We start from the raw sequence: 25,667 nt of genomic DNA, 5'->3' as shown, positions 1-25,667 counted from the left end.
CCCAAGCCCAACGTGGGCCCCTTTCCTTGTTTAGGCGGCAACCCGGCCGGAAAGGCGCACTTCGCGCGCCGCACCCGCAAGGCTCCGCTCGTTTGCGAGAAAGCGCCGATACGTCGCCAACGCCTGCCCCACAACTTGATCCATATTATAATATCGGTACGTCGCCAATCGTCCGACGAAGGTGACGTCGGCTTGCGCGATCGCCAGTGCCTCATAGCGTTTGAACAGCGCCTGGTTCTCCGGTCGGGGAATAGGATAGTAAGGATCGCCTTCCGCCGCCGGATATTCGTAGGTGATGCTGGTCTTGGGCGCGTTCTGCCCGGTGAGGTGCTTATATTCGGTGATGCGCGTGTAAGGAACGTTCTCCGCCGGGTAGTTGATGACGGCGACCGGCTGCAGCCATTCCTGATCCAGCGTCTCGTGGCGGAACTGCAGCGAGCGGTACGGCAATTTCCCGAAGCGATAGCCGAAATATTCGTCGATCGGCCCGGTGAAGACGAGATGGTCGTGCGGATAGGCTGCCCGCGCCTCCGCATAATCGACGCCCAGCAGCAGATCGATGTTGGGATGATCGAGCATGCGCTCAAACATCGCGGTGTAGCCGTCGCGCGGCATCGCCTGGAAGCTGTCGCCGAAGTAGCGATCGTCGGTGTTGGTGCGGGTCGGCACACGCGCGGTCACGGCCTTGTCGAGCTCGGACGGATCCATGCCCCATTGTTTGCGCGTATAGCCGCGGAAGAACTTCTCATACAGTTCCTGGCCGACGGCGGAGACCACCACGTCGGCGGAGGTCTTCACGATATCGACCGGCTCGGCGCGCGACGACAGGAAGGCCGCGGCTTCGGCATCGGTCGTGAGGCTGAGCCCGTAGAGCATGTTGAGCGTCGTGCGGTTGATCGGGATCGGCACGAGCATGTCGTCCACGCTCGCCAGCACGCGATGTTCGTAGGGGCGCCAAGCGGTGAAGTGCGACAGATAGTCGACGATATCCTGGCTGTTGGTATGGAAGATGTGCGGCCCGTATTGGTGGATCAACACGCCATCGTCGTTGAGCAGGTCGAAGGCGTTTCCGGCGACATGCGGGCGGCGATCGACGACCAGCACCTTCTTGTTAGACCCGGCCGCCAGCCGTTCCGCCATGACCGCGCCCGCAAAGCCCGCGCCAACCACCATGACATCATAGGCCTTGGCGCGTTCGGCCGGCCAGACCGTGGGGGACACAATCGGCTGAACATGGCCTGCGCGCATGATCGCATCGTCGATCAGATCGGCCATCTGCCCGAAGGTGCGGTCCCACGACATTTGCGAAAGGCATGTATCGACATCGCCGCGCCAGGCATCGCCAGACGCGCGCAGCGCCAGCGCCGCATCGCAGGCTGCGACGAATTGGTCGGGCGTCGAAGCAATCGAAACCGCGTCCATCTCGCCATAATGGCGCACGACGTCGGTGACGGGGGTGGATACGACCGGCAGGCCGCCGGCGAGATATTCCGGCGTCTTGGTCGGGCTGATGAATCGCGTCGCCTCGTTAATCGCGAACGGCATCAGGGCGACATCCCAGCTGCCCAGATATGCGGGTAGTTCACCATAGGATTTGCCGCCGAAATAATGAAGGTTCGGCCGGCGCGGCAGGTCATTCTCACTGATCTTCACCACGGGGCCAACGATCGCGAGCGACCATTCGGGACGCGCGTCCGCGACCGCTGCCAGCAAATCGAGGTCCATGCGCTCGTCGACGACGCCGTAAAAGCCGAGGCGCGGATGGGGCAGACCAGCCATATCGGCCGGATCAGATTGCATCGTGCGGGCCTGGGCAAAGTGGCTGACGTCGACGCTTGAGGGGAAGGGATGGATGCTTGGGTGGCGATCGCGCTTCGCCTCGTACAGGCTGTAGCCGCCGGTGAAGACGAGATCCGCGTCCGCTAGCAGCTTCTGTTCGAGCGGCAGCAGCTCGGGCGGCGCGCCCTTGAAGTTGGCAAGCTCGTCCATGCAGTCATAAACGACGCAGTCAGCTGGCACATGCTGCGAAAAAGGCAGCATCATCGGGGTATAATACCAGCGGACGAGTGGGCCTTCGACGCCTGTCATCAGGGCATCGAGCAAGGTGCGGAGCGTGGCGCTGTCGTCCGTCGGGTCGCCGCCGGCGCGGAGTTCGGGCGTGACCACCACGACATTTTCCGGGCTCTCGCGCACATCCAGACGGGCTTCGGCAAGGTCAGGAACGTAGTACGGCTCCTGCCAGAAGATGACGCGATTGCGCTGGGCGAAGCGGGTCATCAGGTGCTGCGGACGCTGGAACACGAAATCCCATCGCAGGTGGCTGAAGCAGATCAGCGTGGTGACGCCAGCATCAATTCCCCCCTGGTCGCGAGTGGCGAGAGCGGGGCGGAGAGCGGGCTGGATCACGAGGGACACCTTGCTGACAAATGAACAAACCTAACGGTGCCCGGGCGAGCCAGTTCCTTTCATTGCTATAAAAAATCTAATTAAAACATAGGTTTATTGATCCATATCAGTTTCAGAAGTGAGTAGAAATTTAGCAACTTTGGGTCGCCTGTCCCGTTGGGCCGATGAGAAGGATCGAGGAGACCATCGGTGGGCAAGCTCGAACTTTGGGGCGGACCGGAATGCACGGTAAACCGCATAGGCGCTCAATTCGGCGACCAACTGCGTGCAACCGGCCATCACGATCGGATCGAGGATCTGGACCTGTTCGCCGCCCTGGGGATCAGCGCCTTGCGCTATCCCATCCTGTGGGAGCGCGTGGCGCCGGACCATCCGGACGTAGCTGATTGGGCATGGTCGGATGCGCGGATGACGCGGCTGCAGGCGCTGGGCATCCGCCCGATCGCCGGGCTCGTTCATCACGGCAGCGGCCCGAACTATACGCATTTGCTGGATGACGGCTTTGCGCCGGGTCTGGCCCATTTCGCGCGGATGACAGCCGAGCGCTATCCCTGGATCGAAGATTGGACGCCGGTCAACGAGCCGCTGACCACGGCGCGATTTTCCGCGTTATACGGCTTCTGGTATCCGCACGCGCGTGACGAGCAAAGCTTCTGGCGGGCGCTGCTTAATCAGATCGAAGGCGTCGCGCTGGCCATGGCAGAGGTGCGTAAGGTCAACCCGGCGGCGCGGCTGATCCAGACGGACGATCTTGGCCGCACGTACGCCACCGCGGCGATGCGCGAACAGGCGGCGTTCGATAATGTGCGCCGCTGGATGGGCTGGGACCTGCTGTGCGGAAAGGTCGTTCCCGGCCATTGCTTGTGGGCGCGCCTGTGCGGCTTCGGCCTGGAAGACCGGCTGCGCCGCATCGCCGATCGACCGAGCCCGCCGGACGTGATTGGCGTGAACCATTATCTGACCAGCGACCGTTTTCTGGATCACCGGCTGCAACGTTATCCCCGCCACCTGCACGGCAGCAATGGGCATCGGAGCTTTGCCGATACCGAAGCAGTGCGCGTGCTGGATCCGTCGCCGCCAGGCTTGCGCGGCGCGCTGCAGGAAGCATGGGCGCGCTACAACATCCCGCTCGCGGTAACCGAAGTGCACAATGGCAGCACACGCGATGAACAGATGCGCTGGATGGCGGAAGCCTGGCAGACGGCGAACCTGCTGCGCGACGCGGGCGTGGAGGTTCGAGCGGTGACGAGCTGGGCCCTGCTGGGCAGCCAAGGCTGGAACACGCTGCTGACCCGGCCCGGCACATATGAGCCGGGCGTCTATGACGTCAGCAGCGGTTCGCCTGAGCCCACCGCCATGGTCGATCTGCTGCAATCCCTGGGCGGGCAGCGAGATCGACATCCGGTGTCGGATGATGCGGGCTGGTGGCGCCGATCGATCCGGCTGGTGCATCCCGCGGTGCCGCGGCCGGCGCCGATGCGCGATCGTGCCAGTTCGGCAGCGGCGGGCGGAGCGGGTAAGCCGCCACTGTTGATTATCGGGGGCGATGTTGGATCGCTGGTCACGGCCTGCACAATGCGCGGAATGGCGTTTCGGGTGATCGATATGGCGGCGCAGGACGGCCCTGCCGAGATCGAAGCGGTGCTGGCCGACCGTCCATGGGCAATTGTGACCAAGGATGATGTAGGGCCGAAACTGGCGCGCGCCTGCGCCAGCCGGTCCATCCCCATCGTAAACGCTCTCTCCGATACGTCTGTTGACGACCTCCTCGACCGGCTGATCGACGCCAGTGCAACGATCCATTCCATGGCCGCTTGATGTGCGCTGGAGTCGGCCTCGCCAGGCCTGCGTTGTTCAGTGGCTGGTCGGGACGAAATTAGGATGCGGTATGCGCATGGATGAACCCTAGATCGGTCGACTCATCGTGAGTGGCGCGATCGCAGAGCCAGCGGGAATTTGCCAGGCGCCAATAACCTTTACCGCCCGATCTCCTGTACTGGAGGTACGGCTTGCCCATCGCGCAGTCTGGCACTTGCGCGTTGTTCCTGTTCGCGGGCGTCGATGCGGCCGGCGTGGGAGGGTGGGACGACCGGAACCGTCAGGCAGACGCTCTGCGCGGGCAGGACGTCGCGCCAGTCCTGGATCAGCTGTTTATAGGCCTTGCCGACCGGGCGGATGTTGCGATCAAGATCGTACAGGCCAAGCGGGTTCACATTGCCATTCTGTTCGCGCAGCGCGCTGTCCCAATCGACCTGATCGGTCAGCGAATACCAGGTGAAGCCGACGGTCGGGATGCCGACATTGCGTAGCCGCAGCACATTGGCCCATTCCTTCCACAGCCAGTTGACCGCCTCGTCCCCGTTGGGGCCCTGACGGAAATTGGTTTCGGTGTGCATCACCGGCAGGCCGTAGCGGCCATAATATTGGCGGGTGATCTCGCTATAGCCGAATACTTCGCCCGACGCCCAGGTGCGTCCGTCCTGATGCACGCGATGCTCGTTTGTGCAGTAATAATCGTTGCCGAGGATGCAGTGCTGCTTGAGGCGGTTGTTGAGGAAGAAGTGATATTCCTCCCGCGTCATGCCGTTATCCAGCAGATATTCGTACATCTGACTGTCGACCCGAATGCCGTAATTGAGATCCAGGCTGAGGAAGCGCTTGGCGTTCATGATCTCGGCCGGGCCAATCGCGGCAGGGCTGTCGGCATGGAAATATTCAGACGATTCGCTCTGGATGAAGATGGCGTCCGGGCGGCGCTTGAGGATAGCCTGCATCGCCAGCACATTGGCCTTCACGATATGCTTGAGGGCGGTGACGAAGGCCTGATCGCTGGAAAGCTGCTCGTTCCACCAGCCATATTGGGCGGAGAAGACCGCGCAGACGAACATCTCGTTCACCGGCGTGTAGAGCTGGATCCAGTGATAGCGTTCGGCGAACGCGGCGGCATAATCCGCGAACAGCGCGGGGAAATCCGGGTTCTGGAAATTGCCGATCCAGTCGGGCACGCCGAAATGGCATAGATCCACGATCGGTGTGATGTCGCGTGCCTTGAGATCGCCGAGCGTCAGATCGGCGAACTCCCAATCATAGTGACGAGGGCCGAGAAAGGCCTTGTGCAAAGGCGGGCCGAAGCGGAGATAATGGATGCCGAGATCCTGGACGAGATCGAAATCCTCGCGCCAACGCCGGTAATGGCCGCACACCTCCATCTGATCGACGCGGACCCGTCCGCCATGGATGGTCGGGATGCTGTTTTCGATTCCCGTCGCGAACATGAAATTGGCCATTGGCGGATCTTTCCGAAGACACGCCCTGCCGCAGGGCGCAGATCTGCAACGCCCATGAGGCGGTTAAGCCCCGGAAAAAGCATCGGCTTTCCAGTCTGGTCGGGCGGCGACGCGACAATCTTCCATCACAGCCCCTGCATCGCTACATGCCCGGCATGGCAGCTCTCAAGATCGCGTCGTGGAACATCAATTCGGTGCGGGCGCGGATTGGCATCGTCGAACGCTTCCTGAAGGAAGAGGGGATCGACATCCTGTGCCTGCAGGAAACCAAGGCCGCGGACGACGTCTTTCCGGCCGAGGATTTTCGGCGATGGGGCTATACGCACCAGCGCCTGCACGGGCAGCGCATGCACCATGGCGTGGCAATCCTGTCGCGCATTCCGTTTCGCGATGCGTCGGAGGATTGCTGGCGCTTCGACTGGCAGGACAATGGCGAGGCGCGCCATGTCGGCGTGTGGCTGGAAGCCGGCTTCCGACTGGAGAATGTCTATGTGCCCGCAGGTGGCGACATTCCCGATCCGGAGGTCAATCCCAAGTTCGCGCAGAAGCTGGCCTTCGTGGAGCGGATGACGCAGTGGGCGAGCTGCCTGAGCGAGCCGACGCTTCTGGTCGGCGACTTCAACATCGCGCCGCTGCCGGAGGATGTGTGGAGCCACAAGCAATTGCTGGATGTGGTCAGCCATACGCCGGTGGAGGTCGACCTGCTCGATCGGCTGAAGGCAGCGCATGACTGGGTGGATCTCGGCCGCCATTTCTATCCGGCGCCGGCCCGCCTTCATACGTGGTGGAGCTATCGCTCGCCCGACTGGACCGTGAACGATCGCGGCCGTCGGCTGGATCATATGTGGGCCAGCAAAGAGGTTGCGGCCAAGGCGACCGCGCACACGGTGCATGAGGCGTGCCGCAACTGGCTGAAGCCATCCGATCATGTGCCGTTGGTGACCGAGTTCGCGGTGTGAGCGACGGGCGGGATGCGGCCCGCGCGGTCGACGCGCTGCGGCGTGGCTGGCCGGTGCGAATCGACGGCGCGGACGGCAGTGTGGTCGTGCTGGCGGTCGAGCGCGCGGATGAGCTGCGCCTGGCGGACTTCGATGCCGGTGGGGTGGCGGACGTGCTGCTCTCGGGTGAGCGCGGCGCGATCCTGAAGCTTGCCAATCAGCGCGACGCCGCAACGCCGGGCCAGCCGGTGCTGATCGAGCGCGTGCCGTGGCTGGATCTGCCGGCGGCGATCGCGCTGGCCGATGCGGCGCACGATCTCGCCAGCCCACTGAAGGGACCTTATCGAACCCGCCCGGTGGTGGCGGGGGAGGCGGCGTCGGCCGCACTGACGCTGGCGCGCGTGGCGGGCCTGCTGCCGGCCTTCTTTGTCCGGGCGGAAGGAGATGAGGCGGCGCGCGTGGATGCCGCGCAGATCGCCAGCTACGAACGGCAGGATCACCTGGCGATCGTAGCGCGGGCGCGGCTGCCGGTGGCCGGCGCCGAGAATAGCGAGATCGTCGCCTTCCGATCGCCGGCGGATGCCGCCGAACATGTCGCACTGCTGATCGGTGCCCCCAACGGGTCGCCGCCCCTGGTGCGCTTGCACAGCGAGTGCCTGACGGGCGATGTGCTGGGGAGCCTCAAATGCGATTGCGGGCCGCAGCTGCATGCCGCGATCCATGCCATTTCCGCCAATGGCTGGGGGATCCTGCTCTATCTGCGCCAGGAGGGGCGGGGGATCGGCCTGATCAATAAGCTACGCGCCTATGGGCTGCAGGACCAGGGCTACGACACGGTCGAATCCAATCTCCGGCTGGGCTTCGCGGTCGACGCGCGGGATTTCACGATCGCGGCGGCGATGCTGCGCCTGCTGGGGCAGGACAAGATCCGCCTGCTGACCAACAACCCTGCCAAGGTCGCGGGCTTGGAGGGCGCCGGCATCGCCGTGATCGAACGTGTGCCCCACAAGCTGCCGGCCAATCCCCACAACGCCCATTATCTGGACGTGAAGCGCGATCGCACCGGGCATCTGCTGTGATGCTGATCGCCGACAGCACGGCCGGCCTGCTGCGGGCCGGCGATACGGCTACCGCCTGCAGCATCGGTCGAAGCGGCATCATCGCGGCAGTGTATAAGCGGGAAGGGGATGGCGCTACCCCGCTCGGCCGATGGCCGGTGCGCGGGGTCTTGCTGCGGCCAGATCGTACGCCTGTGCCCGCCGGCATGACGCTGCCCTGGCGCTGGCTGCGCCCCGACGATGGCTGGTCGGACGACCCCGCGGATCCGGCCTATAACCGCCCGGTACGGCACCCGCACGGCTTTGGCGCCGAGCGGCTGTGGCGGCATGATGAGCTGTACGATGCCATCGTCATCCTGGGGCATAATGATGCCCCGCCACGGGCCGGGCTGGGGAGCGCGATCTTCCTGCATTGCTGGCGCGACGGTGCGGCCACGGAAGGCTGTGTCGCGGTTGCCAAGCCGGCCTTGCTGGCCTTGTTGCCCTCGATCGCGCTGGGCGACGTGCTCGAAATCGTGTGAGCCAGGCGGCGACGATTGGCGACCTCAGGCTTCCATCGACCAAGCGGTCTGAACTAACGGTTACGCGGGCGAAGATGCCCTGGGCCCAGCCGAGGTGATTACGCCCTCGCGCCGAACAGCGCGGTTCCGACGCGCACGCAGGTCGCGCCCAGCATCGCGGCCGTCTCGTAATCCCCGGACATGCCCATGCTGAGCTGGGCGAGCCCGTGGTCGTGTGCCAGCTTGGCGAGCAGCGCGAAATACGGGGCAGCCTCGGTGTCGGCGGGTGGCACGCACATCAGGCCGGCAATCGTCAGACCAACGCTTTCGCAATGGGCGAGCAGGTGGGGCAGGTCAGCGATGGCGCATCCTCCCTTCTGCGCTTCCTCGCCGATATTGACCTGAACGAATAAGGCGGGGCGGCGATCGGATTTGACGATCGCCTTTGCCAACGCATCGACCAGGCTGGTCCGATCGACGCCATGGATCGCATCGAACAAGGCGACCGCGTCCTCTGCCTTGTTGGATTGCAGCTGCCCGACAAGATGCAGGCGAAGGGAAGGGTGAGCTTCTTTCAAGGCCGGCCATTTCGCCTGCGCCTCTTGAACGCGATTCTCGCCGAAGCTGGTCTGGCCAGCTGCGATCAGCGGCAGGATGTCCTCTGCGGGATGCGTCTTGGAGATGGCGATCAGCTCGATCGCCTCGGGCGGGCGTCCTGCCGCACGTGCGGCGCGTGCGAGCTTTTCACGAACCGCGTTCAGGCGTGCGGCGGGAGTATCGGGCGACAGCATCGCGCGGCTATAGGCGACCGATATGCGATCCCGCCAGCCTCTCCCGCGCCTCTGGCTGATGACCGATCCCCGCATGGGCGACGGCTTGTGGCAGGCGCTGGAGCAGCTGCCGCGCGGCAGCGGCGTAATCTTCCGGCATTATGGCGCGCCGGGGCGTCGCGCCTTGTTCGAGCGAGTCCGCCGGATTGCGAGGCGACGGCGCCTGGTGCTCGTTCTTGCCGGAGGCTTGCAGCAGGCGGCGGCGTGGCGCGCGGACGGCGCCCACGGGCGTTCCCCCCACAAACGCAGGCCGCGGCCGATGCTGCGGACAGCACCGACCCACAGCGCGCGCGAGATGCTGGCCGCACGGGCAGACCTGGTTTTCCTGTCCCCCCTATTTCCCACGCGCTCGCATCCTCAGGCGAGGGGTGTAGGGCGGGTCAGGTTCGGATTATGGGCGCAGAGGTCGCACGTACCGGTGGCGGCACTTGGGGGAATGGATCGTCAGCGGTTTCGGGGCGTGGCGGCGCTAGGCGCTTACGGCTGGGCCGCGATCGACGCGTGGATCAGAACTTGAAGGTCGTGCCCAGATAGACAGCCTGGCTGTCACGACGATCGTCGGCTAGGCTCTGCAACTGATCGCGCTGCGTCTTATAGCGGACGCCGCCAGTGACGTTGAAGCGCTGCGAAATGGCGTAAGACCCGCCAACGCCGACCGACCAGCTGTCATCCAGCCCGATCGGGCTACCGTTCGTGCTGGTCGAGCGTTCGCCGGCGACCTGCAATTCGGTGGCCCAGCGCTTGCCGGAGAAGATGAGCCCCAGATCCGCCGACTCACGGCTGGTCGGCAGCAGCCCGCCATCGACCTTCTGTACGTCACCCGACAGAGCGAAGCGCTTCCAGCCGACCGACGCGCCAAGGCTATAGGCAAAGGGCGCCAGACCCTCACTGGGCAGGGCCAAAGCATGGGCGGCCTGCTGCCGCGAAATTGCGCGCGAGCGAACCGCGACGGTGATCGCGCGGCGGCTGGCGCCTGCACCCGACGGCGTGAACCGGAAGGCGCTGTCGTTGAAGGTGCCGGTGCCGAGGCCGCTGCGCGCAAACTGCGCTGCCAGACGGGGATCTGCCGCAGCCGGCGTGAAGGCGCTGAAACCCGGCGCCAGCTCCGCCACGGGCGGGCGGCTGCGCTTGCGCACCTTGGCGTCGGCCAATGTCGTGGGGACGACAAGCAGGGTTGCCAGCGCCACGGCGCCGCCCCACTTCCCTAATCTCCCGCGAATCGTTTTCATTTGCGCCCCATATGTGTCGCACTTCCGGATGCCGCTACCCCCCGCAAGCAACTCCGTTCCCCTTCAAGCATCGAATCATTTCGATATGTTGCAGCGTCTCCACATTTTATGGCGCGCGGATGAATATTTGCGGTCCAGCACTCCGCCGCAGCCGGCTTGCGGGCGGGCGACGAGCTTCTATAACGGCGCCGCTTGCCCGACCGCAAAGGTTCTCCGTTCGTATGATCCGTTCTTCCCGCCCCCTGATCGGCCTTCTGATGATCGCCAGCCTCGCCGGGGCTGCCGACGCCCGCAAGAAGGTGAAGCAGCCGCAGATGGCCCCGGTCAACGTCACCACGATCGGTGTGAACGCCTATCTGTGGCGGGCGGCGCTCGATACCTTGTCCTTCATGTCGATCGCACAGACGGACAGCAATGGCGGCGTGATCATCACCAATTGGTATCTGAACCCGGCCGTGCCGACCGAGCGGATGAAGGTTTCGGTGTCGATCCTGGATTCGGCGCTGCGTGCCGACGTGCTGCGCGTCGCGACAGCGCGCCAGGTGTATCAGAATGGCCAGTGGGTCGACGCTGCCGTTCAGGCCGCGACCAACGCGAAGCTGGAGGAAATCATCCTGCAGAAGGCGCGTGACCTGAGGCGCAACGCCGCCGCGAACGGCTGATACCGGTGAGCGAAAGGTTCGAGCCCCGCCACAGCGACGGACGCTGGCAGCGGGAATGGGAAACGCGTGGCACGTTCCATGCCGACGATGCGTCGCCCAAGCCGAAAAGCTATGTGCTGGAGATGTTCCCCTATCCGTCGGGGCGCATCCATATGGGCCATGTTCGCAACTACACGATGGGCGACGTGCTCGCGCGCTATTGGCGCATGCGCGGCATGGAGGTGCTGCACCCGATGGGGTGGGACGCCTTCGGCATGCCTGCCGAAAATGCGGCGATGGAGAAGAACGTCCATCCGGGTGCGTGGACCCGTGCCAATATCGAGGCGATGAAGGCGCAGCTGAAGCGCCTGGGCTTCGCACTCGACTGGAGCCGCGAGCTGGCGACCTGCGAGCCGGAATATTATGGGCAGGAGCAGGCGTTGTTCCTGGATCTGTACCAAGCCGGCCTCGTCTATCGCAAGGAAAGCGCGGTCAACTGGGACCCGGTCGACATGACCGTGTTGGCCAATGAGCAGGTGATCGACGGGCGCGGCTGGCGTTCAGGCGCGTTGGTGGAGCGGCGCAAGCTGAGCCAATGGTTCCTCAAGATTACGGACTTCGCCGACGAATTGATCGAAGGGCTCGATAGCCTGGAGCATTGGCCTGACAAGGTGAAGCTGATGCAGGCCAATTGGATCGGGCGATCCAAGGGGCTGCGGTTTAAATTTGCGCTGGAACGTCCTTCGACTTCGCTCAGGACGAACGGGGATGAGATAGCGGCTTCCCAAGAGCCGTTCGTGCTGAGCGAAGTCGAAGCACCTTTCCCCCATGTCGAAGTGTTCACCACGCGCCCCGACACGATTTTCGGCGCATCGTTCGTTGCGGTGTCGATTGATCATCCGTTGGCGCAGGCGCTGAAGGACGCGACGCCCGGCCTCTCCGCGTTCATCGATGAGTGCCGCCAGACCGGCACGGCCGCGGCGGAGATCGAGACCGCCGAGAAGAAAGGCTTCGACACCGGACTGAGCGCGGTCCACCCGCTCGATCCGAGCTGGAAGTTGCCCGTGTTCGTCGCCAATTTCGTGCTGATGGACTATGGCACGGGCGCTGTCTTCGGCGTGCCCGCGCACGACCAGCGCGACTTGGATTTCGCGCGCAAATATATGCTGCCGGTGGCGCGGGTCGTCGCCAAATCAGCCGACCATGCCAATGATCCGATCGCTGATGAGGCCGACACCGATCCTGGCGTGATCGTCAATTCGCGCTTCCTCGACGGGCTGGGCTCGGAAGAGGCCAAAAGTGCGATCGTCACGCGCGCCGAAGGCGAAGGTTGGGGCGTCGGTACCACCGTCTATCGCCTGCGCGACTGGGGTGTGAGCCGTCAGCGTTACTGGGGCACGCCGATCCCGATCATTCATTGCGACGGTTGCGGCCCGGTTGCGGTGCCGAAGGATCAGTTGCCGGTGGTACTGCCGGAGGATGTGAGCTTCGACATCCCCGGGAACCCGTTGGATCGCCATCCGACGTGGAAGCATGTCGATTGTCCGACGTGCGCCAAACCGGCGCGGCGCGAGACCGACACGCTCGACACGTTCGTCGATTCGAGCTGGTATTTCGTCCGTTTCGCCAGTCAGCCCAAGGATCAGCCGTTCGACCGTTCGGTCGCCGAGCAGTGGCTGCCCGTCGGGCAATATATCGGCGGGGTCGAGCATGCGATCCTGCACCTGCTCTACGCGCGCTTTTGGACGCGTGCGTTGAAGCATATCGGCCGGCTCGACATCGCCGAGCCGTTCACCGGCCTGTTCACCCAAGGCATGGTGACGCACGAAACCTACTTCACCGAGGATGCGGAGAGCGGCCGCATCACCTGGTTCTCGCCTGAGGAAATCGATCGGCGCGACACGGGCGTCTTCCTGAAAGACGGTGGTCCGGAGGTCCGGGTCGGCCGCGTCGAGAAGATGTCGAAGTCGAAGAAGAACACGGTCGATCCGGCGCCGATCCTTGATCATTATGGCGCGGACGCGGTGCGGTGGTTCATGCTGTCCGACAGTCCGCCGGAGCGCGACCTGCCGTGGAGCGTGTCCGGCATCGAGGGTTGTGCGCGCTTCGTTCAGCGTTTGTGGCGGGCCACCCAGGTGCAGGGCGGCGAGGGCAGTGATGCCGCGCTGACACGTAAGCTGCACCAAACGATTGCCGGTGTTGCGGCGGACGTCGAATCGCTGTCCTTCAACAAGGCGGTGGCCAAGCTGTATGAATTGGTCGGCGCGGTAGAGAAAGCGAAGCCGTCGGCGGCGCGCGACGACGCAGCGCGGGCGCTGATCCGGCTCACGGCTCCCATGGTGCCGCACTTCGCCGAGGAAGCGTGGGCGCGCATCGGCGGCGAAGGACTGGTGGCGGACGCATCCTGGCCGGATGTCGACTCGGCGATGCTGGTCGAGGATGAGGTGACCGTGGCCGTCCAGGTCAACGGCAAGCTGCGCGATACGCTTATCGTCGCCAAGGGCATCGACAAGGATGCGATGGAAGGCCTCGCCTTGGCCTCACCGAAGGTCCAGGCGATCCTGGCAGGGGGCGCCGCGAAGAAAGTGATTGTCGTTCCCGATCGGCTGGTCAACATCGTCGCATGACGTCACTGCTGCGCCTTGCCTGTCTCGTGTCGGCCAGCCTGACGCTGGCTGGCTGCGGCCTCCAGCCGATGTATGCCGGCGGCAGCCACGGCACGGTGGCGCAGACGCTGAGCGGGATCGAGGTCGGCCAGATTGCGGGCCAGCAGGGCTGGCTGATGCGGAATGCGCTGCTGGATCGGCTGGGCGCCAATAGCCAAGGGTCCGCGCGCTATCGGCTGGACGTGCTGCTGGACGATCAGATCACCGGCTTCGGCATCCGCAGCAACAATACGGTGACGCGCGAACGGCGCACCTTGCGCGCACGCTTCAAACTGGTCGACACATCGAATCAGGCTGTGCTGCTGGATACGACCGCGCAATCGGATGCCGGCATCGACGTGGTGACCTCCGAATATGCCGTGATCGCCGCGGAACAGACGGCGCTTGAGCGCCTGTCGGGCGAGGTCGCCGATCAGATCGTGACGCGCGTCGCGCTCTATGCCCGACGTCATCCGCCGGCGGAATGAAGCCCGAAGAAGCCCGGTTCCGCCGCGCGCTCGACAGCGCCGATCCCAGCATCCGCTTCTACCTGATGTACGGGCCGGACGAGGCCGGATCGCGTGCGCTGGCGGACCGGCTGGGCGCCGCCGTCGGCGCCGACGCAGAACGGATCGACCTCACGTCGGCCACCCTGAAGGCGGATCCAGCACGACTGGCAGACGAGGCGGCAGCGATCAGCCTGTTTGGTGGCAGGAACTGGATCAGGCTTGATCCGGCGACAGACGATGCGGTCGAGGCAGTGCAGGCGTTGCTGGAGGCGCCGGCAGCCGGCAATCCGGTGGCTGCGGTGGCGGGCGCGCTGCGCAAAGATTCCAAGCTGGTGAAGCTGGTCCAGGCGAGCGATGCCGCCTTGTCACACCTGAGTTACGTCCCGGAAGGGCGGAACGCCGTCGCGCTGGTGATCGATATCGGCCGTGACCTTGGCCTTCACATCCGCAACGACGTTGCGGTGCGGGTGGCGGCGGTATGCAACGGGGATCGCGCACTTATCAGCCGCGAACTCGAGAAAATGGCCCTTTATGTCGATGCGGCGCCGGATCGCCCGAAGCCGTTGGAGGCGGACGCGCTGGATGCCCTGGGCGCGGCAACGGAGGAAGGGGATCTCTCCAAACTCGCCAATGCCGTCTTTTCGGGCCTGCCGCAGCAGGCCGATGACGAATTGGCGCGCCTGGCCAATGAGGGGATCGAGGATATTCCGGTCATTCGTGCCTTGTCCCGCCGCGCGTTGCAACTGGCGCAGCTGCGCGGGCAGATGGCGGAGGGTGAGAGCATCGATCGCGTGATGGAAACGGCGGGCCGGGCGATCTTCTGGAAGGAAAAGCCGATCATCCAGGCGCAACTGGCCCGCTGGACACCCGCCGCGCTGGCGACCGCGCTGACGCGGTTGGCCGAGGCGGAGCGCCAGGTGAAGGCCCCCGGCTATCCGGGCAGCGCGCTGGTCGAGGAAGAGGTGATGACGATCACGCGCTTTGCCGCGAAGCGCCGGTGAGTCACAGATCTGTCGCATCAAATTGAATTCGCAACCAATTTTCGGCTGAGGCTTTGGACGCGTTCAACCCGCTTACGCCAATCTTCAGGTGCGACATGACTGCTGAAAAACTCCAGCCGAAGAGCTTTCTCAATCCGGCCATCCTGCTCGCCGGTACGGTCGACGATCAGATGTATGCGCAATTCCGGGAGCAGCTGGAGAATGCACCGGCCGAAGGGGTGATCGCGATCGAGCTTTCTACACTCGGAGGCGACCCCGAAATCGCGCGGATGATCGGCGAAGACATGCGATTCCACAGTGAGACGGATCAGGCGCGCAGCTTCGTCTTCCTGGGCAAGACCGCCGTCTATTCGGCCGGCGTAACGCTGATGAGCTTCTTCGCCCGGGAGAACCGCTATCTGACGCGCGGTACGCGGCTGATGGTCCATGAGCGGCAAATGCATAAGCAATTGGCGGTCGAGGGACCGTTGACGAGCGCGATCGAAATCGTGCGCGCGTCCCTGCACGAGATCGAGGCGTCGATCGCGATCCAGAATGAGGGGTTTGAGAACCTGATCCGTGGCTCTCGCCTGACGATGGACGAACTGCTTCAGAAAACGCCGTCCAACTGGTATCTGGATGCGCAGGAAGCCAAGGACCTCGGGCTGGTGACCGAGGTGATTTGAGCCCGGTCGCAGTCACGACATGGCGCGAGCGTCGCCGCTAGCGGCGGCCCATTATGACGCGCTATGGCTGTCCGGCCAGGGGTGGATGCTGAAACAAGTTCAGCATGACGATTAGTGATTTCCGGCTCGCATCAGCCTGGCGGGAGCCAGCGTGATTTGAGCAGGATGGCGTTCGTTCAGGCGATCAGATCCCCTGATCGTCCTTATATTTGAGCTCCAGATAGCGCCCCTGCGTCGCCAGTTTCTGAAGGTCGCCGGTGGCGAGATCGGCGCTCATGCGGGCGAGTTCGCTGTCGACGACGCCGAGCGCCTCGACCAGTTGCTTGTCCGGCGCAATGCCGTTGCGGCTGTCGCTGCGCAGACCGGCGGGCACGCGGGCATAGCCTTCGATCAGCTCCGGCAGTTCGGTCGCGAGCAATTTGCGGACTTCCGCGGCGGCCGGCTCGCGGGGATCGAGATTGACCAGCTGCGGCGCAAGCGCCTCGAGCTTGAGGCCGATGCCGTCCGCCAGGCGCTGAGCCGGCGCGGGCAAAGCGGGGCGCTGGCGCTGCAGCCAAGCCTCGGTTTTCTGTGGCAGCAGCGTGATGTCGCTGGCAGCCAGGCTCTGGACGGTCTCCTCCGGCTCATGGCTCATCGCGAAGATCACGCCGGCGGCGATCGCCATTGCGACCAACACCGCGAGGAAGCCCATCTGACCGATCGGCCCGATCACGACCCCCCACGCGACCGCCGCGACGAGGATCGCCCCCACGGCCGCTATCACGCGCAGGAAAGCGCGAATCAGCGCGCGGTTGCGCCGCTCACGCTGGCGCTGCGCAAGCCGGCGCCCTTCCGGGGACACGCGCTGGAGGAGCGCTTCGGCATCGGCCACGACGCGATGAGGATCGGGCATCAGATCGCCTTGAAAGGATCTTCGGCGGCGGGTGTGCTGCCGCCGGTGAGCCGCGCCTGCGCCGCGCCTTCGGCACGGGCGATATAACCGCGCGACTTCTCGACCTCCGACGACAGGCTGTTGACGGTCGTCTTCATCGAATCGAGCGCCTCCAGCTTGAACCGATCGACTGCGTCCATCGTGTCGTAGATATTCTGGAAGGCGCGCTTCAGCGTTTCGATCGGGATGGTTGCCGACGCCGCCTGCTGATGGATCTGCGCGGTCTGGCTACGCAGCATCTCGCCGGTCGAATCGATGATGTTGGCGGTCGTGGTGTTGAGCTGGGTGATCTGTTCCAGCACCAATTTCTGCCCGACCAGCGCCTGCGCCACCGTGACGGCCGTCTTCAGCGCCGCGACCGTGGTGGTCGAGGCGCGATCCACGCCCTTCATCAGTTCGATATTGTTCTTCTTGACGAGATCGAGCGCGAGATAGCCCTGCACCGTCACCGCCATCTGGGTCAGCAGATCCTGGTGGCGCTGGCGGACATAGAAGAGCGCGCTTTCCCGGATCGCCTTGGCCTTGGCGGGGTCGCTGGTCTCAAGGTCATTGGCCTTGTCCTCCAGCATCTTGTCTGCCGTCTGGGCATAATGGATCATCTGCTCCAGCCGGCCCATCGCCGCCCACAGCGACTGCCGCTCCGTATCGATCGCGGCATTGTCCTTCAGCAGCTCGTCCTTTCCGTTCTTAAGGCTGACGAGGATCGCCGAGATATGGCTCTGCGAGCTTTTGTAGCTATCGAAATAATTGCGCAGCTTGTTCCCGAAGGGAATGATGCCGAACAGCTTCTTCGGCGCGAGTAGATTGCCCTTTTTCGCCGGATCCAGATCCACGATCGTCCGGCGCAATTCCGCCAGGTCGGCGCCTACCCCATTCTCGCCGTCCATCGCCCGGACCGGACGATCGAGGAATCGGTTGGAGTGGCTGGCGGCGTCGCGAATCTCCTTCTGCCCAAGGTTGGAAATCGTGTCGACGCGCTTGCCGAATTCAGGCGAATTCGAATCGAGTTCTGCCAGCTCATCCACGAACGCGCCGACACGCTTGTCCAACTCGCTACGGGTGCCGTCGTCCAGCGGGACGAGGCCGGCGGCCTTGGCCGGTGCGATCGGCTGCACCGGGGCCGGGGGCGTAAGAACGAGCTCGTCAGTCTTCGTTTCGGTCGCGGTGGTTGCCAAGGTCAATCTCCTGCTGGGTTACAAGATAGGAGGCAATTGCTGTCTTATTCAAGTGATACGCTGGGGCGCGGTTCACAGAGGAGCCGAGGTGCGCACGCGTCCTGAAGAATCGCTATTCGGTGCGGGAGTGGCGCCGCGGCTTGTTGCAACGCCGCAATTCGGCTAAAGGCGCGCACGACTTCGAAATCCCAAAACGAAAGACCACCATGCGCCTCCGCAACGTGGCCATCATCGCGCACGTCGATCATGGCAAGACTACCCTGGTCGACCAACTGTTCCGTCAGTCCGGCACCTTCCGCGACAATCAACGCGTCGAAGAGCGTGCGATGGATTCGAACGATCTCGAAAAAGAGCGCGGCATCACCATTCTCGCCAAGTGCACCTCGGTCGAGTGGGAAGGCAGCGACGGCGAGAAGACGCGCATCAATATCGTCGATACGCCCGGCCACGCCGATTTCGGCGGCGAGGTGGAACGCATCCTGTCGATGGTCGACGGCGTGATCCTGCTGGTCGATTCGTCCGAAGGCGCCATGCCGCAGACCAAGTTCGTCACCGGCAAGGCGCTCGCGCTGGGGCTGCGCCCGATCGTGGTAGTCAACAAGATCGACCGGTCCGACGCGCGCACCCAGGAAGTGCTGGACGAGGTGTTCGACCTGTTCGTCAGCCTGGAGGCCAATGACGAGCAGCTGGATTTCCCCGTCCTGTTCGCGTCGGGCCGCAACGGCTATGCCAGCGACGATGCGGATGCGCGCGAAGGCACGCTCAAGCCGCTGTTCGAGAAGATCGTGGAACATGTGCCGGCGCCGTCGGCCGATCCGGATGGTCCGTTCAAGTTCCTGGTCACCCTGCTGGACCGCGACAACTTCCTCGGCCGCATCCTGACCGGCCTCGTCGCGAGCGGTACGGTCAAGACCAACATGCCGATCCACGCGCTCGACAATGACGGTAATGTCGTCGAGACGGGCCGCGCGTCCAAGATCATGGCGTTTCGCGGTCTCGAGCGCGTGCCGGTCGACGAAGCCCAGGCGGGCGACATCATCTCGATCGCGGGGCTCACGACAGCGACCGTGGCGAACACGATCGCCGACCCGGCGGTAACCGAGCCGCTGCACGCGCAGCCGATCGATCCGCCGACGCTGTCGATGCGGTTTGCGGTCAACGATTCGCCGATGGCGGGTCGCGAAGGCACCAAGGTCACGTCGCGCATGATCCGCGACCGGCTGATGCGCGAGGCGGAGAGCAATGTCGCGATCCGCGTGACCGAGAGCGACGACAAGGACAGCTTCGACGTCGCCGGCCGCGGCGAGCTTCAGCTCGGCGTGTTGATCGAGACCATGCGCCGCGAAGGGTTCGAGCTTGGCATCAGCCGCCCGCGCGTGCTGTTCCGCGATGGCGAGAACGGCCGCGAAGAGCCTTACGAAACCGTGGTGATCGACGTGGACGAGGATTATTCGGGCACGGTTGTCGAGAAGATGGCCAACCGCAAAGGCGAGATGACCGACATGCGGCCGTCCGGCGGCGGCAAGACGCGCATCACCTTCTCGGCACCCTCGCGCGGCCTGATTGGCTATCATGGCGAATTCCTGTCGGATACGCGCGGCACCGGCATCATGAACCGGCTGTTCGAGAAATACGGCCCCTACAAGGGCAATATTGAAGGCCGGAAGAATGGTGTGCTGATCTCGAACGGTGCGGGCGAGGCCAATGCCTATGCGCTCGGCCCACTCGAAGAGCGCGGCGTGATGATGGTTGCCCCGGGCGAGCAGCTCTACGAGGGCATGATCATCGGTGAGAATGCCAAGACGGACGACCTCGAGGTCAACCCGATGAAGGCCAAGCAGCTCACCAACTTCCGCGCGAGCGGCGGCAAGGACGACGCAATCCGGCTGACCCCGCCGCGCCGCCTGACGCTGGAGCAGGCGATCGCCTATATCGACGACGACGAAATGGTCGAGGTCACGCCGAAGAACATCCGTCTGCGCAAGCGCCATCTTGACCCGCATGAGCGCAAGCGCGCGAGCCGGGCCAAGCAGGCCGCCTGAGCGGAGACGGCATTCCGAAGGCCGTCATACGGCGTTCGGCGCATGGTTGGGGGTATGTGGCTGCTGGGCCGCATACCCCTTTTCATGTGCAGAGCGCGCCGGACTTAGCCCGCCCAGCGCCGCTACCACCGCATAGCCGTGTGCCGCTCTGTTTCTTTGCTTCGGGAGCGAGCCTAGCCCGCCACTAGGCTGGCTGCGCTGTCCGATAGCGTGGCGCGACGTCCCGCGCGGAGAGGTGCGGAGCGAGCGCCAGGCGCGCCTGCATGAGGTCGGCCCACTGGCGATCATCCTGCAGTGGAGGGATCGTAACCGTTTCCCGCCGGTCGAACCCAACCAGAGCTGCGTCCACCAGATCATCCACGCTCATCACGATTTCGGCAGGAAAAGCGTCCACATCCTTGCCGGACCGCGCCCAAATTTCGGTACGGGTTACTCCAGGCAATACTGCCTGCACGTAAACGCCTTTGTCCGCGAGTTGGCTCGCCATGGCGAGGCTGAGGTTCAGCAGGTCGGCCTTGCTGCCACTATACAGGCCGTCGAACCGTTCTGGCGCCAGCGCCAGGACGGACGACATGTTGACGATCGCGCCTTTGCCCCGCGCGACGAAGGCTTTCGCGGCGGCCGCGGCCAGCACGGATGGCGCGGTGACGTTCAGCGCGATCAGCCGCGCAATCTGATCCCCGTCATTGTCGAGGATCGAGCCCTCCAGAGACATGCCTGCATTGTTGATCAACACGGTGATCGTAGGATCGTCGCGCAGGATCGTCTCCACCACCGCGCGGTCTGCAGCATCGGTAAGGTCGGCGCGCACGATGTCGATTCTTTGTCCGGTCGCTTCGCGCAGTCGAGCGGCGAGCGCCGTCATCCGGGCGGTGTCGCGTGCCGTCAGGATCAGGTCATGGCCACGCCGCGCCAGTCGGTCGGCATAGACCGCACCGATGCCTGTGGATGCACCCGTGATCAGCGCCGTTCCCAAAGTGTCTGATGTCATTATCAATCTCCATCCGACCCGAACTACGAGTCGCTTGCATTTTGATAGTGATGTAACTATCATTATGCAATGGACACTGAGAAATTTGCTGCTGGACCGTGCCCGGTTGGCCGCGGCGCCTGCCGGGTTCCCGATTTATGGAGCACGATGATCCTGCGCGATGCGGCGCTGGGCATAGCCCGCTTCGATGATTTCCGTCGCAGTCTCGGCATTGCGCCGAACATCCTGACGCGACGGCTGGCGGCACTAGTGCGCGACGGGTTGCTGCAGAAGCGCCGCTACAGCGAACGGCCTCCACGCGACGAATATCAGCTCACCGCGGCGGGACGTGATTATATCCCGGTGCTGCAGGCGATCGCGGCCTGGGGGCGCACGCATCATGGTGAGGGCAAGCTCAGCACGCTGATCGATAGCGAGACCGGGCGCGTCGTCGATCCTGTGGTCGTGGACCGCGCGACGGGGCGGCCGTTGTCGGAAATGGCGTTGCGTTACGAGCGCGCGGAGGACTAGCGGCGACGCGCCAGCTCGCCGCCTGGCCTCAGGCGCCCATCGCCAGCAACGTCTTCCATTCCTCGTCGCGGACCGGCGTCACGGAAAGCCGGGATTGGCGCAGCATTTCCAATGCCTTGAGGTCGGGCGCTGCCTTGATGGCCTCCAGCGTCACCGGCTTGGCCAGCTTGCGCACGGGCTTCACCGCCACGCTGGCCCATTTGCCGTCGTCGCCGTCGGGCTGCCAGGCGCGCGTGACCTCCATGATCCCGACCGCCGCTTTTTCCGTGTTGGAATGGTAGAAGAGCGCCTGGTCGCCGGGCTGCATCTCTTTCAGGAAGTTGCGCGCGGTATAATTGCGCACGCCATTCCATTCGGTCGCGCCGTCGCGCACCAGATCGTCCCAGCTATAGGCGTCGGGTTCCGACCGAAGCAGCCAATATCGCATCACGCGTCTCCCGGATTTCCGATGGCGAGGTTCATACGCGCCGCCGCGATGAGGCGGTCCGGATCGTCCTGCCAGGCGCTCACCGCGACATTGGCGATACGGCCGCCGACGCGAATGACCTCGCCACAGGCATAGACGTTGGCGGGCAGGCCAGGGCGCATGAAGTCGACCGTTACGGTGATCGGCTTGAAGATGGCGCGCGCCTGCTCGCGATCCTCCAGCGTGGCATCGATCGCGGCGATCGCGGCGATTTCCAGCAGACCGGAGATGGCGCCGCCATGAAGCCCCCCTTGCAGGTTCAACAAGCCTTCGGAGAAGGGCATGACCAGCAAAGGCGCGCCGTGATGCTCCCCCTGGACCTGGATGCCGAGGAAGTCTGCATAAGGGAGGAGCGCGACGGCGCTCACTGCGCATCTCCGAGCAGCATGTAGGTGCCGGCAAGGTGCGCGACCGGGTCGTCCGCACTCCCGTCATGCGCCACACCGCGCACGAAGGCGACGCGGCGTGTCAGGCGATAACATTCGGCATGGCCGATCACGGTTTGGCCGACGCGGGAGGGGCGCAGATAATCGAGCCGCAGGTCGAGCGTCGCCTGCCGCGCAAACGCGCCGCGACGAACCCACACCGCGAAGCCGGCCGCCGTATCCATCAGCGAGACGATCGGGCCCGAGGCGAGAATGCCGCTGGTCGCATCCGACACCAGCCGCCGATCGTAGGCGAGCGCCAGTTCGCACCAATCGTCGCCGTGGGCGACATGTTTCAAGCCTAGGGCCATGATGTGGCCGCCCTTGGCCGACGCCAGAAAAGTCACAGGGTCGAAGCGGTCGGGCATGGCTGTCGCATATGGAAGCTCTGTTACCGCGACAAGCGGCAGCCGGCGCCGAGGGCATAATAATGAGGGCAGTCGCTGCCGTCGGGTGATCAGCTGAGTCGGTCGAGCGCCTCATCGCTGAGCGAGCCGGGGATGATCATCACCGGGCAACGCATCTTGCCCGCGTCCGCGCCGGCGAAATGCGCGACCAGCAGCCCGGGCCCCCCTTCCTTGGCCGCGCCGAGGACGAGCGCTGCAATCTCCGGCTTTTCCTTCAGGAGCTGACGCACCACGGCAACCGGTTCGCCATGCCGGACGATGATTTCCGGTTTGAGGCCGGTCTCCTTGATCAGGGCGCCCGCCGCTTCGGCGACCATGCCCTCGACCCGAAGACGTTCCTCTTCCTCCATCGCGGCCTGGACGCCGGACCATTGGACGAACTCAGCGGCGGGCACGAGCGCGAGAATCGCGATGGCGCCGCCCGTCTTGGCCGCACGCCTTGCGGCGAAGCGCAACGCGGTACGTGCCTCGGGCTGATCGTCGATAACGGCTAGATAGGTGCGCACGTGCGATAAGATCGCGCGTTCCGACACTTGTGGCAAGCGAGCCTTGACCATCACGGCATGCTGTCCGAAAGGACGCGCCTGTTTGCCCCGCCCGGAGAGGCCCGCTCACCTATGCCGATCGAGATCAAGATGCCCGCTTTGTCCCCCACAATGGAGGAGGGCACACTTGCCAAGTGGCTCGTCAAGGAGGGCGACAGCGTCAAGTCGGGCGATATCCTCGCGGAAATCGAAACCGACAAAGCGACCATGGAATTCGAGACGATCGATGAAGGCGTGGTCGCCAAATTGCTTGTCCCCGCCGGCTCCGACGGCGTTAAAGTTGGTGAAACCATTTTGATCCTGGCCGCCGAAGGCGAAGATGCTTCGGCCGCAGCCGAAACCAAGGCGCCTGCAGCAGCCAAGGCGGACACGGCGCCGGCCGTCCCGGCAAAAGAGCCGGCCGCCGCGGAGAAGGGCTATGGCGCCAGCCCGGCGACGGACCCCACGCCGGAGGAGACCAATAAGGTTTCGTCTGTAACGTCGGGCGGCAACAGCCGGATCAAGGCGAGCCCGCTGGCCCGCCGCCTAGCCGAGCAGCAAGGCGTGGACCTTGCGACGGTGAAGGGCTCCGGCCCGAATGGACGCATCGTGAAGGCCGACCTGGAAGGCGCGCAGCCGGCGCAAGCCAGACAGGCCGCAGCAGCACCTCAGGCAGCTCAGGCCGAAGCGCCGCGGGCTGCCCCAGCGCCCGCCGCCGCGCCCGAAGGCGTGCCGGCCGAGACCAGCAAGCTGTCCAACATGCGCAAGACGATCGCGCGCCGTCTGACCGAATCGAAGCAGAACGTCCCGCACATCTACCTGACGGTCGACATCAACCTCGACGCGTTGCTCAAGCTGCGCGGCGAGCTCAACAAGGGGCTGGAAAGCCGTGGCGTGAAGCTGTCGGTCAACGACATGCTGATCAAGGCGCAGGCTGTCGCGCTGATGGAAGTGCCGGCGGTCAACGTCCAGTTCGCGGGCGACACGCTGATCCAGTTCAAGCGCGCCGACATTTCGGTCGCGGTCTCGATCCCCGGCGGCCTGATCACGCCGGTCGTCACCTCGGCCGACACCAAGTCGCTGTCGGCGATCGCGACCGAGATCAAGGATCTCGCCGGCCGTGCGCGCGAGGGCAAGCTGCAGCCGCACGAATATGCCGGCGGCACCGCCAGCCTCTCCAACATGGGCATGTTCGGGATCAAGCAGTTCGAGGCGATCATCAACCCGCCCCAGGCCATGATCCTCGCGATCGGCGCTGGCGAGAAGCGCCCTTATGTGGTCAATGACAGCCTGCAGATCGCGACCGTGATGAGCGCCACCGGCAGCTTCGATCATCGCGCGATCGACGGATCGGACGGCGCGGCTTTCATGGCGGCGTTCAAGCGGCTGTGCGAAAATCCGCTGGGCATGCTGGCTTGAGCAGCGACGATCCGGAACTTCCCGCCGGAGAACCTGCCATCCGGGTGGTCGCCATGCCGGCGGACACCAACCCCTATGGCGACATCTTCGGCGGCTGGCTGCTAAGCATCATGGATTCGGCCGCCGGGACCGTTGCCGCGCGCTATTCACGCGGACGGGCGGTGACGATCGCGATTGACGGCATGACCTTTCATCGTCCGGTCAAGGTCGGCGACGTCGTTTCCGTCTATGCCAATGTGGTCGGGACCGGACGTTCGTCGATGAAGATCGAGGTTTCGGCGTGGCGCCGCGTCCGCGCGGGCGAAGAGACCGATCGTGTGACGCACGCTTTGTTCACATTCGTGGCGATTGGCGACGATGGTCGCCCACGGGTGATACGGGAAGATAGCTGACTATATTGCAACCTGAGCGTCACTCCGGCGTGGGCCGGTGTCCAGTTCAACGACAGGATTGGGTGCTGGTCGCTTCCGGCATGACGGTACGCTGAAAGAAGAGGCTCAAGTGGCTGATACATACGATCTTGCGATTCTCGGCTCCGGACCTGGTGGTTATGTGGCCGCAATCCGGGCGGCGCAGTTGGGCATGAAGGTCGCGATTATCGAGCGCGAGCGTTTGGGCGGCATCTGTCTCAACTGGGGCTGTATCCCGACCAAGGCGCTGCTGCGCACGTCCGAAGTCTATCATTATATGACGCACGCGGCCTCTTACGGCCTGACGGTCGACAAGGCCGGGTTCGATCTGCCCAAGGTGGTGGATCGCAGCCGCAAGGTGGCCGGTCAGCTCAATGCAGGCGTCAAGGGCCTGATGAAGAAGAATAAGGTGACGGTCGTGGAGGGTGTCGGAGCACTGACCGGCAAGGGTAAGCTGCAGGTCAAGAATGGCGATCAGACGACCGACATTGTCGCCAAGAACATCATCCTGGCGACCGGCGCGCGTGCCCGCGATCTGCCCTTCGCCAAGGCGGATGGCGACCGCATCTGGACCTATCGCCATGCGATGACTCCCAACGAGATGCCGACCAACCTGCTGGTGATCGGTTCCGGCGCGATCGGCTGCGAATTCGCGAGC

26 protein-coding genes are annotated in these 25,667 nt (G+C 64.4%); 15 read left to right on the top strand and 11 right to left on the bottom strand.

Features of this window, described 5'->3' with window-relative positions:
- Positions 1–30 precede the first annotated feature (30 nt).
- Positions 31–2,406, bottom strand: a complete 2,376-nt coding sequence (glf, locus tag ACOJSI_RS16325) for a UDP-galactopyranose mutase (protein WP_420139363.1) — start codon at positions 2,404–2,406, stop codon at positions 31–33.
- Between the two features lie 189 nt (positions 2,407–2,595).
- Between glf and ACOJSI_RS16320 the strand changes: the two genes are divergently transcribed.
- Positions 2,596–4,224: a family 1 glycosylhydrolase gene (locus ACOJSI_RS16320; protein WP_420139362.1), complete on the top strand. Its 1,629-nt coding sequence runs from the start codon at positions 2,596–2,598 to the stop codon at positions 4,222–4,224.
- Between the two features lie 158 nt (positions 4,225–4,382).
- On the opposite strand, the gene ACOJSI_RS16315 is transcribed toward ACOJSI_RS16320, so the two are convergent.
- Positions 4,383–5,693: a family 1 glycosylhydrolase gene (locus tag ACOJSI_RS16315; RefSeq protein ID WP_420139361.1), complete on the bottom strand. Its 1,311-nt coding sequence runs from the start codon at positions 5,691–5,693 to the stop codon at positions 4,383–4,385.
- Between the two features lie 155 nt (positions 5,694–5,848).
- On the opposite strand from ACOJSI_RS16315, the gene ACOJSI_RS16310 reads away from it, so the two are divergent.
- From ACOJSI_RS16310 to ACOJSI_RS16300, 3 genes are read left to right on the top strand one after another with little or no spacing between them, the layout of a single operon-like run.
- Positions 5,849–6,652, top strand: coding sequence for an exodeoxyribonuclease III (locus tag ACOJSI_RS16310; protein WP_420139360.1), 804 nt, complete (start codon positions 5,849–5,851; stop codon positions 6,650–6,652).
- Positions 6,649–7,710, top strand: a complete 1,062-nt coding sequence (gene ribA / locus ACOJSI_RS16305; RefSeq protein ID WP_420139359.1) for a GTP cyclohydrolase II — start codon at positions 6,649–6,651, stop codon at positions 7,708–7,710. Before ACOJSI_RS16310 ends, ribA begins: the two co-directional genes overlap by 4 nt.
- Entirely contained in the window at positions 7,710–8,210 is a 501-nt protein-coding gene (locus ACOJSI_RS16300; protein WP_420139358.1) for a L,D-transpeptidase family protein, read from the top strand. Before ribA ends, ACOJSI_RS16300 begins: the two co-directional genes overlap by 1 nt.
- 98 nt (positions 8,211–8,308) lie before the next feature.
- Here the strand turns inward: ACOJSI_RS16300 and ACOJSI_RS16295 are convergent, their stop codons facing one another.
- Entirely contained in the window at positions 8,309–8,980 is a 672-nt protein-coding gene (locus tag ACOJSI_RS16295; RefSeq protein ID WP_420139357.1) for a YggS family pyridoxal phosphate-dependent enzyme, read from the bottom strand.
- A gap of 58 nt (positions 8,981–9,038) precedes the next feature.
- Between ACOJSI_RS16295 and ACOJSI_RS16290 the strand changes: the two genes are divergently transcribed.
- On the top strand, positions 9,039–9,536 hold the full coding sequence (locus ACOJSI_RS16290) for a thiamine phosphate synthase (protein ID WP_420139356.1): 498 nt from the start codon (positions 9,039–9,041) through the stop codon (positions 9,534–9,536).
- Here ACOJSI_RS16290 and ACOJSI_RS16285 read toward each other — a convergent pair.
- Entirely contained in the window at positions 9,526–10,248 is a 723-nt protein-coding gene (locus tag ACOJSI_RS16285; protein ID WP_420139355.1) for a hypothetical protein, read from the bottom strand. The two genes, ACOJSI_RS16290 and ACOJSI_RS16285, sit on opposite strands and share 11 nt — an antisense overlap.
- A gap of 221 nt (positions 10,249–10,469) precedes the next feature.
- On the opposite strand from ACOJSI_RS16285, the gene ACOJSI_RS16280 reads away from it, so the two are divergent.
- The 5 genes from ACOJSI_RS16280 (at position 10,470) to ACOJSI_RS16260 (ending at position 15,709) form a co-directional block, all read left to right on the top strand.
- Positions 10,470–10,910 (top strand): DUF3576 domain-containing protein, encoded by a 441-nt coding sequence (locus ACOJSI_RS16280; RefSeq protein WP_420139354.1) that lies wholly within the window; start codon positions 10,470–10,472, stop codon positions 10,908–10,910.
- Positions 10,911–10,915: 5 nt separating this feature from the next.
- Entirely contained in the window at positions 10,916–13,516 is a 2,601-nt protein-coding gene (gene leuS, locus ACOJSI_RS16275) for a leucine--tRNA ligase (protein WP_420139353.1), read from the top strand.
- On the top strand, positions 13,513–14,022 hold the full coding sequence (lptE, locus tag ACOJSI_RS16270) for an LPS assembly lipoprotein LptE (protein WP_420139352.1): 510 nt from the start codon (positions 13,513–13,515) through the stop codon (positions 14,020–14,022). The genes leuS and lptE overlap by 4 nt, the downstream gene beginning before the upstream one ends.
- On the top strand, positions 14,019–15,044 hold the full coding sequence (gene holA / locus ACOJSI_RS16265; protein ID WP_420139351.1) for a DNA polymerase III subunit delta: 1,026 nt from the start codon (positions 14,019–14,021) through the stop codon (positions 15,042–15,044). The genes lptE and holA overlap by 4 nt, the downstream gene beginning before the upstream one ends.
- A gap of 95 nt (positions 15,045–15,139) precedes the next feature.
- Positions 15,140–15,709 (top strand): ClpP family protease, encoded by a 570-nt coding sequence (locus tag ACOJSI_RS16260; protein WP_420139350.1) that lies wholly within the window; start codon positions 15,140–15,142, stop codon positions 15,707–15,709.
- Between the two features lie 184 nt (positions 15,710–15,893).
- Here the strand turns inward: ACOJSI_RS16260 and ACOJSI_RS16255 are convergent, their stop codons facing one another.
- Positions 15,894–16,601, bottom strand: coding sequence for a hypothetical protein (locus ACOJSI_RS16255; RefSeq protein WP_420139349.1), 708 nt, complete (start codon positions 16,599–16,601; stop codon positions 15,894–15,896).
- The gene (locus ACOJSI_RS16250) at positions 16,601–17,815 is read right to left on the bottom strand and encodes a toxic anion resistance protein (protein WP_420139348.1); all 1,215 of its coding nucleotides are present in this window, start codon (positions 17,813–17,815) and stop codon (positions 16,601–16,603) included. The genes ACOJSI_RS16255 and ACOJSI_RS16250 overlap by 1 nt, the downstream gene beginning before the upstream one ends.
- Positions 17,816–18,021: 206 nt before the next feature.
- On the opposite strand from ACOJSI_RS16250, the gene typA reads away from it, so the two are divergent.
- Positions 18,022–19,857 carry a translational GTPase TypA gene (gene typA / locus ACOJSI_RS16245; protein WP_420139347.1) on the top strand — a complete coding sequence of 612 codons (1,836 nt, stop codon included), beginning with the start codon at positions 18,022–18,024 and terminating at the stop codon, positions 19,855–19,857.
- A 184-nt stretch (positions 19,858–20,041) separates the two neighbouring features.
- Here the strand turns inward: typA and ACOJSI_RS16240 are convergent, their stop codons facing one another.
- Positions 20,042–20,848: an SDR family NAD(P)-dependent oxidoreductase gene (locus ACOJSI_RS16240; RefSeq protein ID WP_420139346.1), complete on the bottom strand. Its 807-nt coding sequence runs from the start codon at positions 20,846–20,848 to the stop codon at positions 20,042–20,044.
- Positions 20,849–20,995: 147 nt separating this feature from the next.
- On the opposite strand from ACOJSI_RS16240, the gene ACOJSI_RS16235 reads away from it, so the two are divergent.
- On the top strand, positions 20,996–21,358 hold the full coding sequence (locus tag ACOJSI_RS16235) for a winged helix-turn-helix transcriptional regulator (RefSeq protein WP_420139345.1): 363 nt from the start codon (positions 20,996–20,998) through the stop codon (positions 21,356–21,358).
- 28 nt (positions 21,359–21,386) lie between these two features.
- On the opposite strand, the gene ACOJSI_RS16230 is transcribed toward ACOJSI_RS16235, so the two are convergent.
- The 4 genes from ACOJSI_RS16230 to ACOJSI_RS16215 form a co-directional block, all read right to left on the bottom strand.
- Positions 21,387–21,785, bottom strand: a complete 399-nt coding sequence (locus ACOJSI_RS16230) for an EVE domain-containing protein (RefSeq protein WP_420139344.1) — start codon at positions 21,783–21,785, stop codon at positions 21,387–21,389.
- On the bottom strand, positions 21,785–22,192 hold the full coding sequence (locus ACOJSI_RS16225; protein ID WP_420139343.1) for a PaaI family thioesterase: 408 nt from the start codon (positions 22,190–22,192) through the stop codon (positions 21,785–21,787). Before ACOJSI_RS16225 ends, ACOJSI_RS16230 begins: the two co-directional genes overlap by 1 nt.
- The gene (locus tag ACOJSI_RS16220; protein WP_420139342.1) at positions 22,189–22,617 is read right to left on the bottom strand and encodes a PaaI family thioesterase; all 429 of its coding nucleotides are present in this window, start codon (positions 22,615–22,617) and stop codon (positions 22,189–22,191) included. The genes ACOJSI_RS16225 and ACOJSI_RS16220 overlap by 4 nt, the downstream gene beginning before the upstream one ends.
- Before the next feature lie 89 nt (positions 22,618–22,706).
- The gene (locus tag ACOJSI_RS16215) at positions 22,707–23,162 is read right to left on the bottom strand and encodes a universal stress protein (RefSeq protein WP_420139374.1); all 456 of its coding nucleotides are present in this window, start codon (positions 23,160–23,162) and stop codon (positions 22,707–22,709) included.
- Positions 23,163–23,273: 111 nt separating this feature from the next.
- On the opposite strand from ACOJSI_RS16215, the gene ACOJSI_RS16210 reads away from it, so the two are divergent.
- From ACOJSI_RS16210 to ACOJSI_RS16200, 3 genes are all read left to right on the top strand, one after another.
- Positions 23,274–24,599 carry a pyruvate dehydrogenase complex dihydrolipoamide acetyltransferase gene (locus ACOJSI_RS16210; protein ID WP_420139341.1) on the top strand — a complete coding sequence of 442 codons (1,326 nt, stop codon included), beginning with the start codon at positions 23,274–23,276 and terminating at the stop codon, positions 24,597–24,599.
- Between the two features lie 53 nt (positions 24,600–24,652).
- Positions 24,653–24,991, top strand: a complete 339-nt coding sequence (locus tag ACOJSI_RS16205) for an acyl-CoA thioesterase (RefSeq protein ID WP_420139373.1) — start codon at positions 24,653–24,655, stop codon at positions 24,989–24,991.
- A gap of 109 nt (positions 24,992–25,100) precedes the next feature.
- Positions 25,101–25,667: FAD-dependent oxidoreductase (locus tag ACOJSI_RS16200; RefSeq protein ID WP_420139340.1), on the top strand; the 567-nt coding region annotated here is incomplete at its 3' end.

Source organism: Sphingomonas sp. (assembly GCF_048595155.1).
Taxonomy (GTDB): domain Bacteria; phylum Pseudomonadota; class Alphaproteobacteria; order Sphingomonadales; family Sphingomonadaceae; genus Sphingomonas_I.
This window is presented reverse-complemented; position numbering and strand designations above follow the sequence as displayed.